This is a genomic window from Photorhabdus cinerea, from assembly GCF_011189575.1.
Lineage (GTDB): Bacteria > Pseudomonadota > Gammaproteobacteria > Enterobacterales > Enterobacteriaceae > Photorhabdus > Photorhabdus cinerea.
The window spans coordinates 54,347-66,588 of the sequence record NZ_PUJW01000004.1; the positions used below are offsets into that span (position 1 = coordinate 54,347).

A 12,242-nucleotide genomic window follows, 5' to 3' on the forward strand; every position below is an offset into this window, starting at 1 on the left:
TATTACCAAATAAAAATATTATAAGATATGTATCCGAATGGATATTATATGAACTTACTGAAATACATATTTATAGTTTTTTGAGATATATGACTCAAATAGAGCTATTATTTATATTTACCTCAAGAAAACTATTTATAGTTCTATGAGATGATTTCTGAGTCTTGTGTTTTTTTATATATACCTTATGGATTTCAAGATGCATCACGACGGCAAGGGAGCGAATCCCCGGGAGCATAGATAACTCTGTGACCGGGGTGAGTGAGTGCAGCCAACAAAGAGGCAACTTGAAAAATAACGGGTATATTTCCATATCAGAACTATTTAATAGTAAGGAATTGTCAATGATGACGACTAAATTTTTTATGCCATTAGTCAATATGATTGGAGTTGGCTGTCTGGTTGAAGCGGTAAATTCGATGAAAGATTATGGTTACAAGCGAGCATTAATTGTGACTGATCGTATTTTAAATGAACTTGGAATGGTGGCAAAAGTTCAATCTTTGCTGGCTGATGTGGGTATCGAAAGTGTGATTTACGATGGTACAAACCCGAATCCGACAACGGTTAACGTTTCTGAAGGTCTGGCTATATTGCATCAAAATAATAGCGATTGCGTTATTTCATTAGGTGGTGGTTCACCGCATGATTGTGCAAAAGCCATTGTATTACTAGCAGCCAATGGTGGAGATATCCGGGATTATGTAGGTATTGATCGCTCATCTAAACCACATTTGCCGTTAATTGCCATCAATACTACTGCGGGTACCGCGTCAGAAATGACACGTTTCTCTGTCATTACTGATGTTGAGCACCATATTAAAATGGTTATCGCTGATAAAAATATAACACCTGTTTTGTCGGTGAATGATCCAGAATTGATGGTGGGAATGCCGAAAAGTTTAACTGCCGCGACGGGAATGGATGCAATGACCCATGCGGTTGAAGCTTATCTCTCTAAAGAGTCCAATCCAATAACGGACGCTTGTGCACTGAAAGCGATCTCCATGATTAGCCACTCCTTACGTCAAGCAGTAGCGAATGGGAGTAACATAGAAGCTCGTGAAAACATGGCCTATGCACAATTTTTGGCGGGTATGGCATTTAATAGTGCACTGCTGGGATATGTTCATGCCATGTCTCACCAGTTGGGCGGTTCCTATGATTTGCCACACGGTGTGTGTAATGCGGTTCTGTTGCCGCATGTTCAGGAATTTAATGCCAAAGTATCTGCTGGTCGTTTGAAGGATATTGCTGCGGCAATGGGGGTAGATGTAAGAACCATGGATGATCAGCAAGGGGCGGCAGCGTGTATTGATGAAATTCGTAAACTGTCAAAAGATATTGGCATTCCGGCTGGTTTGGCTGAACTGAATGTCAAATTGGAAGACCTGCCAATGTTGGCAACTAATGCCTTGAAAGATATATGTTGTTTGACTAACCCAGCTCAGGCTACCCACGAAGAAATCGTTGCAATTTTCAAAGCTGCCATGTGATCTGTAAATCCTCACCTCATAGGGCATAATTATCTACACATTGTCAAACTGACCCAGAATATTTGTGGCTAACTGGGTCAGTTTCTCTGCTGTCCTACAACTTTGCTCATCAATGAGCCGTACAATTGCTTTTCATCTCTGTAATAACATGTCTTGGTGGCATATTTTCTTAAAAATAATTATAGCTACACATGGGTAAAAAAAGTCAGGGTACATGCTAATTACCATGTGGAGATAAGCGGGCATTATTACTCAGTACCCTGCGCCTTTCTGGGAATTTAATCACTTGTGATTTAGTGGTGGAAGCAAGTCACCTGACTTCTGGTTCATCTTTCCCTTAACCGGCGAATGATACAACTGAGATCCAAATCTTGGTCTTGCAGCAGAACTATTAAGTGATACATCAGGTCAGCCGCTTCATTCGTAAGTTCTTCTCTGTTATTAACTGTAGCTGCCAGAGCAGTTTCTACGCCTTCTTCACCGACTTTTTGAGCAATTCGTTTAGTACCGCTGGCATATAACTTTGCTGTGTATGAGCTGTTTGGGTCGGCTGTTTTACGGCTAGCCAGCAATTTTTCAAGTTGAAAGAGAAAACCCGATTCAGTTTGTGCCGGAGCGAAGCAACTATTTGTACCAGAATGGCAGGTAGGGCCGATCGGATCAGCGAGTGCCAATAGAGTATCATTGTCACAATCCGGATAAATCTTAACTAAGTTAAGAAAATGTCCAGAGCTTTCACCTTTGGTCCACAAACGTTGTTTGCTACGGGAAAAGAAAGTGATTTTGCCCGAGCTAATAGTGATATTAAGCGCCTCTTTATTCATATATCCCATCATTAGGACATCCCCGGATACAGCATGTTGCACGATAACTGGCATCATATAGGAGACTTTTTCCCAATCCAGTTTTTCGATTTGTTGTGTGGTTAGCAAGTTCTTATCTCCACGCCTTGTTGTGAAAGGTACTGTTTTAATTCACTAATATTAATAATGTGTTTATGGAATACAGATGCGGCTAGTGCACCATCGACATTTGCTTGTTTAAAGGCGTCAAGGAAGTGTTCTGGTGCTCCTGCTCCGCCAGAGGCAATGAGAGGAACATGACAGACGTCGCGTACCTGTTTTAGCTGAGCCAGATCGTAGCCATTGCGTACACCATCTTGATTCATCATATTTAACACGATTTCACCTGCGCCACGGTGTTGTGCTTCTTTTACCCAATCAAGAGTTTGCCATTGAGTGGCTGTTGTACGTTTCTCATCACCAGTGAATTGATAAACCCGATAGTCGCCAGTAATTTCATCAAACCAGGTATCAACCCCGACGACTACGCATTGAACACCGTAGCGATCTGCCAGGCGGGTAATCAAGGTTGGGTCAGTAAGTGCAGGAGAGTTGATGGAGATTTTATCTGCACCAAATGAGAGGATTTGTCCTGCATCTTCAACAGTTTTAATGCCACCAGCAACGCAGAAAGGAATGTCAATCACTTCTGCGATTCTGGATACCCAACTTTTATCTACCACTCGTCCATCAGATGAGGCGGTGATATCGTAGAAAACTAATTCATCAGCGCCTTCTGTTGCATAGCGCTGAGCGAGTGGAACAATATCGCCGATGATTTCGTGATGACGAAATTGAACACCTTTAACCACTTGTCCATCACGGACATCAAGACAAGGAATTATGCGTTTTGCCAGCATTGGATTGCCTCCGTCAGGGTAAATTTCCCATCAAGTAATGCACGGCCAATAATAACCCCGGCTACACCGCTGATAGGTAGAGAAGCGATATCATTTAATGCTCCAATACCTCCGGAAGCCTGAAATGCAATTTGTGGATAGCGTTGGCAAATTTCCCGATATAATTCAATGTTTGAGCCGTTCAGCGTGCCATCGCGGGAGATATCGGTGCAGAGTACATGTTTCAATCCAAAAGGTAGATATTGTTCAATCACTTGTTCCAGTGTGGCTGCTGAATTTTCTTGCCAGCCATTGATAGCGACTTGCTTCATACCTGTATCATCGATGCGGACATCCAGCGCCAGCACAATGGCCTCTGAACCATAATGTTGAAACCATTGGGTAACCAATGCGGGCTGTTTTATGGCGGTAGAACCGATAACAACCCGTTTAGCGCCGGTATCAAGTAGTGCTTTTATATCTTCTTCTGTACGGATGCCGCCACCGACCTGAACAGGGATGGAAACAGCTGAAAGTAACTTATTGAGTAGAGGAATTTGACGGGCTGACGGCTCTTTAGCACCAGTCAGATCGACCAGATGGAGTAATTTTGCTCCCTGCTGTTCATATTGTTGAAAATAGGACAAAGGATCATGTCCATAATCTCGCTGTTGACAATAATCTCCCTGATGTAACCGTACTACCTTGCCATCAATCAAATCTAATGCCGGTATAATCATTGCGCTTACATCTCCAAAAAGTTCTTTAATAGCTTGGCTCCAGCTGTGCCGGAACGTTCAGGGTGGAATTGCACACCAAAGAAATTGTCTTTGGCGATTGCGCTGCTGAAAGTATTGCCGTATTCAGTTTGAGCAATTGTGTGTGCATTGACTGGAATCGCGTAACTATGAATAAAGTAAAAATAGGCATAGTCTACAATGCCCCGAAATAGCGGATGTCCCGCTTTTGGCAGTACCTGATTCCAGCCCATATGTGGTAACGGAAGCTGATTGGTAGCCATTTTTTTGACGGGTGAATCAATAAGTCCAAGCATCGTTACATTATTGCTTTCTTCGCTGGTAGTCGCGAATAACTGCATTCCGAGGCAAATACCTAACACAGGCTGGTTCAGTACTTTAATCAACGGTATAAGTTCCCGTTGTTTCAATTGATCCATTGCTGCACTGGCAGTACCAACGCCGGGTAAAAGTAATTTATCGGCTGTCAGGATCGTTGCTGTTTCTCGGCTGATTTCTGGTGCATAACCTAATCTGCGGATGGCATAAGCCACAGATGACAAGTTGGCGCAGCCAGTATCAAGAATGACGACTTTCATCACAAAACCCCTTTGGAACTTGGCAGTGTATCGCCTTCTATCCGAATCGCCTGACGCAGTGTCCGACCAAAGACTTTAAACAGGCTTTCTGCTCTGTGGTGATCATTATTGCCTTTTGTCTTTAGGTGCAGTGTGCAGTCCATTGTATAAGAGAGTGAGCGGAAGAAGTGCTCGATCATTTCGGTACTCAGATCACCGACTCGTTGATATTTGAATTCAGCTTGATATTCAAGATGTGGGCGACCGGAGATATCGAGAGCGCAGTGAGCAAGGCATTCATCCATGGGTAATACAAAACCAAAACGGGAGATGCCTCGTTTATTTCCCAGAGCCAGTTTTAACGCTTTTCCGAGAGCTAGTCCGGTGTCCTCAACGGAGTGGTGATCATCAATACAGAGATCGCCTTTAACCTGAATATTCATGCGGAAACCGCCATGGGTTGCAATTTGATCCAGCATATGATCAAAAAATCCGACGCCAGTATTGATTTTGCTGCCACCTTCACGATCTAACCAAACTTCAATGTTGATGGATGTTTCTTTGGTGACACGTTGAATGTGAGCATGGCGATCTTGACAAGTCAGTTGGGCGCTTATGGCTGACCAACTAAGGTTTTCTGGATGATAGCGCAATCCTTGAATACCCATATTTTTAGCCAGTTGCAGATCGGTTTCCCGATCACCAATAACATAACTGTTAGCCGTATCCATCAAACCCACTGTCAGATATTTTTCTGCCAGTTTTGTTTTTGGCTTACGACAATTGCAGTTATCTGCGGGTTTGTGAGGGCAGATTAAAACTTCATCGAAATTGATCCCCTGAGAGTTAAAAATTTGCATCATCAGGTTGTGCGGTGGTTCAAACTCCTCTAATGGAAAACTTTCTGTACCAAGGCCATCCTGATTGGTGATCATAATCAGCTTGAAACCTGATTTTTGCAGGGCAAGCAATGCGGGAATAACGTTAGTTTCCAGTGCTAGTTTGTCCAGGCTATCAACTTGAAAGTCTGCTGGTGGTTCAGTAATCAGCGTGCCATCTCGGTCAATAAAAAGTAGTTTCTGGTTCATCAGCTTTCTATTTCCTTTGGTTATTTGTTTTTAGTGGAAAGGGCGCTAATGGCTTCAACCACCTGTTCACACTCTTTACGAGTGCCTATAGTGATCCGCAGGCAACCATCCAAACCGGACTGTTTGCGCTGGTCACGCAGGATAATCCCCTGATGCCATAATGTTCTGAAAACTGTTTCAGCATCATAGAATTTCACTAGTATGTAGTTGGTTTCACTGGGAAATACCTTTTCAACGATTGCTAATTTATTCAGGGCATACTGCAAGTAGTCGCGGTTCTCCTTTATTTCAACAACCCGTTTTTGCATAACTGCGATACCTTCTGCTGTTAGGGCTTGTGCTGCAATATTCGCAACGGGAGTAGAAAGTGGGTAAGGCGCAATGACTTTTAATAACAGGGCGATAATATCCACAGAGGCGAGAGTAAATCCACAGCGCAAACCAGCCAAAGCAAAAGCTTTCGAGAGGGTTCGCAAAATAACTAAATTCGGATAGTTTTTTAGCCAGCTTGCGATACTATTCTCCGGGCAGAATTCAATATATGCCTCATCAATTGCGACGATTGCGCGGTTGGCGGCCAGTTCCAGAATTTTACGCAGTGAAACAGGATTAATTGGGTTCCCTGTTGGGTTATTAGGGCTACAGATGTAGATTAGTTTTACTCGGTCGAGGTTATTTTCGATCGCTTCGATATCCAGTTGCCAATTTTCCTGAGTGGCAATTTTCTTTTGTTCGACACCAAAAGCTTCAGCGCTGACACTGTACATACCATAAGTCGGAGGGCAGAACAGAACAGCATCTTGCCCCGGTTCACAAAATACGCGGATCAGCAGTTCAATGGATTCATCGGCACCACGACAGGCAAGTACTTGCTCAGGTTGTAAACCAGCATAGGTAGCATAACGGTGGATGAGGGATACCGGCTGGCAGTCAGGATAGCGGTTTAGTGTCCGCTTGGTGAACTGGAAATCAGGTGGCAGTGGGTATTCGTTGGCATTCAACCAAACATCTCCGCTGCCTCCAAGGCGACGGGCGGACATATAAGGTATTAATTTGCGGACATTTTCCCGTGCTAACAGATTGATATCAAAAATATTATCCATGTTCACTCCTTATCTGCAATATTCAGTGCAGCCACACGTAAAGTTACTGCGTTTTTGTGAGCGGTGAGTTGTTCTGCCTGCGCCAGTGTTTCGATGGTCTGAGATAGATTTAATAGCCCTTGCGGAGTCAGTTGCTGAATAGTCATACGTTTCAGAAAATCAGCCAGACCAAGGCTGGAATAAGTTGAGGTGTAGCCATAGGTTGGCAAGACGTGGTTAGTTCCTGAGGCGTAATCTCCCGCAGATTCCGGCGACCAGTCACCGAGGAAAACAGAACCCGCATTGGTGATTTTTTCAACCAGTTGTTCTGGCTGACGAGTCTGAATAATCAGGTGCTCAGGGCCATAGCAGTTGCTGATTTCTACACACTGTTGCAGGCTTTCTGTCACGATAATACGGCTATGTTCTAGCGCCTTAGCCGCTATCAGATTGCGGGAAAGCTGGGGCAGTTGTTTCTTGATTTCCTTTATAACTTCTTTGGCTAACTTTTCATCAGGAGTTACCAATATGACTTGTGAATCTGGGCCATGTTCTGCTTGTGAAAGTAAATCAGCGGCAGCAAATACTGGGTTTGCGTCCTCATCAGCAATAATAAGCACTTCCGATGGGCCTGCGGGCATATCAATGGCGGCGCCATCTATTCGTTGGCTAATTTGCCTTTTAGCTTCAGTGACATAAGCATTACCTGGGCCAAAAATTTTGTCTATTTTAGGGACGGACTTTGTTCCGAACGCCATAGCTGCAATGGCCTGAGCACCGCCAATCTGGAATATTTCTGTAATCCCACATAATTTTGCAGCATAGAGAATTTCATCTGCAATAGGAGGTGGAGAACAAAGCACAACTTTACGGCAGCCTGCTATTTTGGCAGGTGTTCCAAGCATCAAAACTGTAGAGGGTAATGGTGCTGAACCTCCGGGTATATACAACCCGACAGAATCGATAGGCCGTGTTACTTGCTGACAACGCACCCCTGGCTGAGTTTCTACTTCAATCTTTACAGGTTTCTGAACTTCGTGAAAGACGCGGATATTGTTCATTGCTTGCTGCATCGCCTGTTTAATGTCGTTATTGAGGCGGTTATCTGCGGCTGCTATTTCTTCTGGTGAGATACGGATATTTTCAATAACAGTTTTGTCGAAACGTAGACTAAGTTCTCGCAGAGTGTGATCGCCACGTTTTTTTACTGCATCCAGAATCTGTTCCACTGTGTGGGAAATTTCTTCAGAAGCGACAACCGCCGGGCGTGCCAGTAAAGCTTGTTGCTGTTTACCATTATATTCCTGCCAACGAATGGGGGTCTTGAAACGAGTAATCATCTTTGTTTACTCCATCATTTTTTCAATTGGCAGAACCAAAATGGAACTTGCGCCAAGGGATTTAAGTTTCTCCATTGTTTCCCAGAACAGCGTTTCACTGCTTACCATGTGCATGGCAATGCGGTTCTGATCACCAGCCAGCGGTAGAATAGTTGGATGTTCTGCTCCGGGTAGCAGAGAAATCACTTCTTCGAGTTTCTCACTGGGTGCGTGCAACATAATGTATTTGGATTCACGGGCTTGAATTACCCCTTGAATGCGGGTCATCAGTTTATCAATCAATTGCTGTTTCTCGGCGGGCATTTTGCCATCACGTTGAATAAGGCAGGCTTTTGAACGATAGATAACTTCCACTTCTCTCAGACCATTTGCTTCCAGTGTTGCACCCGTTGAAACGAGATCGCAGATGGCATCTGCTAATCCGGCACGAGGCGCAACTTCGACTGAGCCGTTTAGCAGACAAGATTTAAAGCGGATTTTTTTCTGATCGAGGTAACGTTTTAACAGGTGAGGATAAGAGGTGGCGATACGGGTGTTTTGTAGGCATTCGGCACCGGTATAGTTGTAATCCAGTGGAGTAGCCAATGAAAGACGACAAGTGCCGAAATCGAGACGGCGTAAGGTGAAATATTGTGGATCTTCTCCCTGAGCACGACGATTTAATAACTCTTCTTCCAGTACATTTTCACCAATAATGCCCAAATCAACGACGCCGTCCATAACCAACCCTGGAATATCGTCATCGCGTACCCGTAGGATATCGATTGGCATATTTTCTGAGAATGCAATCAGCCGCTGTTGTTGCAGATTGATTTTAATACCACAGCGAGACAACAACTCACGGGAATCTTCGCTTAACCGGCCAGATTTTTGCATCGCTATACGTAAACGTGATTTATCTAACATTTTTATCCCCACTTAAAATTGGAAACATAAAAAAACCCTCGGAAGAACTCTTCCGAGGGTTTTGTATCGCATTCATGCCACCGGAAGAACCGCTAAACGTCTTCCAGTACACAACAGCCTGAAAGACTAATCAGGATGATGATGGTGATGATGGTTGAACTGAATGCGGATCATAATGGCTTCTCTTTTTCTATTAATTTTATTAATTGTATATTTCTATTGGTTACTGTTTGCTGCCGGTTGCTTTGTGGTTGACCAACAGTGGTTCAATTTTTTGCTTGCTATTCAACCTATACGATTTGGCAGGTTAAAAGCAACCTATTTTTTAACAAGAAATTTATATTTTAATAATGTCTTGTTTTTACTTGAGATATTGTTTTTAATGAGAAAAATACAGGGTTAATAATAACAGTGGCTTAATGTTTAAATTGTTTGCATAATCAACGCAATATCAGACATAGAAGGAGTGGTGATGAAAAAAGTTTCCATTATCGGTCTGGGTTGGTTGGGGATGCCATTAGCCAAGGCATTGAGCTGTAACGGTATGCAGGTTGTTGGTAGTAAAGCGACGCCGGATGGCGTAGAAGCAGCACGTATGTGTGGGATTGAATGTTATCTATTACAACTGGAACCTCAGATTAACTGTGCTTCTGATGACCTGGAACAACTGATGACAGCCGATGTGTTGATTATTACTTTACCGGCAAGTCGTACCGCGGGTGGCAGTTATAACTATGTCAAGGCGGTTCAGTTAGTTGTTGATACCGCCCTGTCATACTCGGTGCCGAGGATTATTTTCACCAGTTCCACTTCTGTTTATGGGGTTATGGCCGGTGAACTCAATGAAGATGCTCCTTTTCGCCCTGAAACACCATCAGCTCAGGCATTGGTTGAATTGGAAAACTGGTTGCATAAATTACCAAATATTTCCGTTGATATTCTGCGTTTGGCGGGGCTGGTGGGAAGTGGCCGTCATGCCGGGCGTTTTTTGGCGGGGAAGAAAGAAGTAAAAGGTGGTGATCAGCCGGTAAATCTGGTTCATCAGGATGATGTTATTTCAGCCATTAATTTGTTACTTCAAAGGTCCAAAGGCGGTCATATTTATAATTTATGTGCGCCTGTTCATCCAACCAAAGCGGAATTTTATCCTAAAGTCAGTGGTCAGCTTGATTTAATTCCACCTGAATTTGCCAGGGAAGAAACTCAGGTGGAGAGTAAGATTGTTGATGGTAGTCGTATTTGTAGGGAGTTAGGATTTAAATATCAATATCCAGACCCCGGATGGATGCCAATGAGTTGATTTTTATCAGCTTAATTCAATCATGACAATTTCTCTGAACGCTGGTCTTTCTGTCATCAGATGATACCAGCGTTCAATATTTGGCAAAGATGGACGTTTGATACGGACATTAAGCCAAGGGTAGATCATGGGTCCTAATGCAATATCTGCCATACCAAATTTATCGCCGGAAAAGTATTCTTGTTCTGCTAAGGCGTTATCTGCTATTTCCATCAGTTTTTCAATTTCAGTTAGTGTTTGTTCTATTTGCTTTTGATCCCGTTCTGCTTCAGGCGTGCGAATAAGACCTATCAGTAGCTGTCTGATATGAGGAAATAAATGTGAACCGACCCAATCCATCCATTTTTCTACATTTGCTCTCTCTTGTAAGTTTTGCGGATAGAGAACATTTTCACCAAATTTTGCTGCAAGATAACGGACAATCGCGTTAGATTCCCACAAGATAAAATCACCTTCTTGTAAACAGGGAATTTGTTTATTCGGGTTCATTTTCAGATATTGCGGATCATCCAGTTTGCCAAATTTACCGCCAATATCTATCTGGTTATACGGCACATTAAGTTCTTTCAGGCACCAAAGTACTTTTTTTACATTAGAAGAGTTTTTACGGCCCCAAACGGTCAGCATTGGTTTCTCCTTGAATTGGGATATTAGGAAGTTATTTATTGCTATCTACCATTTCTCATCAGCTTAAATTAAAACCAATGATAAGAACAACCTTTACACTGTTAAGTTGGTTTCTTATCGTACAACATCATATATTAATAGAAATTTGACATTGTTATTGCAAGTAAAAGGGAGGAACGTTAATGAAGAAAAATCTGACTATGACGATGAAATGTGTTACTGCGGCGCTGACAGTGATATTAGTAGCAAGTACTCACGTTTATGCATCGGATGAACCGGTTGTTCCTTCGGTGGACGCCAAAGCTTATGTGTTGATGGATTACGATAGCGGTAAAATTCTGGCCTCAGCTAATCCTGATGAACGGCTTGATCCAGCGAGTCTGACAAAAATTATGACCAGCTATGTGGTTGGTCAGGCGATAAAAGCAGGAAAAATCACGCCAGAAGACGTGGTTACTGTGGGAAAGGATGCCTGGGCAACGGGTAATCCGGTATTGAAAGGTTCTTCTCTGATGTTTCTTAAGCCTGGTGATCGGGTAAAAGTGATCGACCTGAATCGTGGCATTGTTATTCAGTCGGGTAATGACGCCAGTATTGCTTTAGCTGATTATGTGGCAGGTAGTCAGGATGTGTTTGTCAGCCTGATGAATAATTATGCAAAAGCACTTGGATTGACTAATACCCATTTTCAAACAGTTCATGGATTGGATGCTGAAGGGCAATTCAGTACTGCTCGTGATATGGCGGTATTAAGCCAGGCAATGATCCGTGATGTTCCTGACGAGTACGTTCTTCATAAAGAGAAAGAGTTCACTTTTAATAAAATCCAACAGCCTAATCGTAATCGATTGCTATGGAATAAAAATATAAATGTGGATGGTGTGAAAACAGGATATACCAGTGGTGCGGGCCATAATCTGGTTGCTTCAGCGACGGAGGGACCAATGAGGCTGATTTCTGTTGTACTGGGGGCACCAAGTGATCGGGTTCGTTTCGCAGAGAGCGAAAAGTTACTTTCATGGGGATTCCGTTTTTATGAAACGGTGACACCAATTAAAGTCAGTGAGCCATTTGTTTCAGAAAAGGTCTGGTATGGTGATCGTTCAGATGTTGCTCTTGGGGTGGAAAAAGATGCGGCAATCACCATTCCCCGAGGTCAACTGAAAAACTTGAAGGCCAGTTACACGTTGAATCAGACGCTATTAGAAGCACCTTTGGCTAAAAATCAGGTTGTGGGTGTGATTAATTTTCAATTAGGGGATAAAGTTATTGAACAACAGCCATTGGTCGTTAAAGAAACGGTTGAAGAAGGCGGTTTTTTCAGTCGTATCTGGGATTTTATCGTCATGAAAGTTGGCAGTTGGTTTAATGCAATTTTTGGTTGATTTAACGTAATTTTATGTGGAA

Annotated in this window: 13 protein-coding genes, 1 pseudogene and 1 other annotated feature; of the genes and pseudogenes, 4 read left to right on the forward strand and 10 right to left on the reverse strand. The window is 43.1% G+C overall.

Annotated features, from left to right (window positions below; genetic code table 11):
• The first annotated feature begins 344 nt into the window (after positions 1 to 344).
• Together yiaY and C5469_RS24405 are read left to right on the forward strand one after the other, a co-directional pair.
• A complete protein-coding gene (yiaY, locus tag C5469_RS04945; protein ID WP_166303154.1) occupies positions 345 to 1,496 on the forward strand; it encodes an L-threonine dehydrogenase in 1,152 nt (383 codons plus the stop codon).
• A gap of 177 nt (positions 1,497 to 1,673) precedes the next feature.
• Positions 1,674 to 1,772 (forward strand): annotated as a pseudogene (locus tag C5469_RS24405) (Mu transposase domain-containing protein); the annotation flags it as partial.
• 50 nt (positions 1,773 to 1,822) lie between these two features.
• Here C5469_RS24405 and hisIE read toward each other — a convergent pair.
• From hisIE to hisL, 9 genes are all read right to left on the reverse strand, one after another.
• Positions 1,823 to 2,428 carry a bifunctional phosphoribosyl-AMP cyclohydrolase/phosphoribosyl-ATP diphosphatase HisIE gene (gene hisIE / locus C5469_RS04950; protein WP_166303157.1) on the reverse strand — a complete coding sequence of 202 codons (606 nt, stop codon included), beginning with the start codon at positions 2,426 to 2,428 and terminating at the stop codon, positions 1,823 to 1,825.
• Positions 2,422 to 3,198 (reverse strand): imidazole glycerol phosphate synthase subunit HisF, encoded by a 777-nt coding sequence (hisF, locus tag C5469_RS04955; RefSeq protein WP_166303161.1) that lies wholly within the window; start codon positions 3,196 to 3,198, stop codon positions 2,422 to 2,424. The genes hisIE and hisF overlap by 7 nt, the downstream gene beginning before the upstream one ends.
• On the reverse strand, positions 3,180 to 3,917 hold the full coding sequence (hisA, locus tag C5469_RS04960; RefSeq protein WP_166303164.1) for a 1-(5-phosphoribosyl)-5-[(5-phosphoribosylamino)methylideneamino]imidazole-4-carboxamide isomerase: 738 nt from the start codon (positions 3,915 to 3,917) through the stop codon (positions 3,180 to 3,182). Before hisA ends, hisF begins: the two co-directional genes overlap by 19 nt.
• A gap of 5 nt (positions 3,918 to 3,922) precedes the next feature.
• Entirely contained in the window at positions 3,923 to 4,513 is a 591-nt protein-coding gene (gene hisH / locus C5469_RS04965) for an imidazole glycerol phosphate synthase subunit HisH (protein ID WP_166303167.1), read from the reverse strand.
• Positions 4,513 to 5,580 (reverse strand): bifunctional histidinol-phosphatase/imidazoleglycerol-phosphate dehydratase HisB, encoded by a 1,068-nt coding sequence (gene hisB, locus C5469_RS04970; protein WP_166303170.1) that lies wholly within the window; start codon positions 5,578 to 5,580, stop codon positions 4,513 to 4,515. The genes hisH and hisB overlap by 1 nt, the downstream gene beginning before the upstream one ends.
• Before the next feature lie 20 nt (positions 5,581 to 5,600).
• Positions 5,601 to 6,683 carry a histidinol-phosphate transaminase gene (hisC, locus tag C5469_RS04975; RefSeq protein WP_166303173.1) on the reverse strand — a complete coding sequence of 361 codons (1,083 nt, stop codon included), beginning with the start codon at positions 6,681 to 6,683 and terminating at the stop codon, positions 5,601 to 5,603.
• A gap of 2 nt (positions 6,684 to 6,685) precedes the next feature.
• Positions 6,686 to 8,002: a histidinol dehydrogenase gene (gene hisD, locus C5469_RS04980; protein WP_166303176.1), complete on the reverse strand. Its 1,317-nt coding sequence runs from the start codon at positions 8,000 to 8,002 to the stop codon at positions 6,686 to 6,688.
• Between the two features lie 6 nt (positions 8,003 to 8,008).
• Positions 8,009 to 8,908, reverse strand: a complete 900-nt coding sequence (hisG, locus tag C5469_RS04985) for an ATP phosphoribosyltransferase (protein WP_166303179.1) — start codon at positions 8,906 to 8,908, stop codon at positions 8,009 to 8,011.
• Positions 8,909 to 8,934: 26 nt separating this feature from the next.
• Positions 8,935 to 9,059 (reverse strand) — a sequence feature (His leader region).
• The gene (hisL, locus tag C5469_RS04990; protein WP_152552705.1) at positions 9,035 to 9,082 is read right to left on the reverse strand and encodes a his operon leader peptide; all 48 of its coding nucleotides are present in this window, start codon (positions 9,080 to 9,082) and stop codon (positions 9,035 to 9,037) included. Its footprint overlaps the feature before it by 25 nt.
• A 298-nt stretch (positions 9,083 to 9,380) precedes the next feature.
• On the opposite strand from hisL, the gene C5469_RS04995 reads away from it, so the two are divergent.
• Complete coding sequence (locus tag C5469_RS04995; protein WP_166303182.1) at positions 9,381 to 10,208, forward strand: SDR family oxidoreductase; 828 nt, start codon at positions 9,381 to 9,383, stop codon at positions 10,206 to 10,208.
• Positions 10,209 to 10,214: 6 nt separating this feature from the next.
• Here C5469_RS04995 and C5469_RS05000 read toward each other — a convergent pair whose 3' ends face one another.
• Positions 10,215 to 10,835 (reverse strand): glutathione S-transferase family protein, encoded by a 621-nt coding sequence (locus C5469_RS05000; RefSeq protein ID WP_166303185.1) that lies wholly within the window; start codon positions 10,833 to 10,835, stop codon positions 10,215 to 10,217.
• Positions 10,836 to 11,017: 182 nt separating this feature from the next.
• Here C5469_RS05000 and C5469_RS05005 point away from each other — a divergent pair, with 182 nt between their 5' ends.
• A complete protein-coding gene (locus tag C5469_RS05005) occupies positions 11,018 to 12,220 on the forward strand; it encodes a serine hydrolase (protein WP_166303189.1) in 1,203 nt (400 codons plus the stop codon).
• The last annotated feature ends 22 nt before the right edge of the window (positions 12,221 to 12,242 follow it).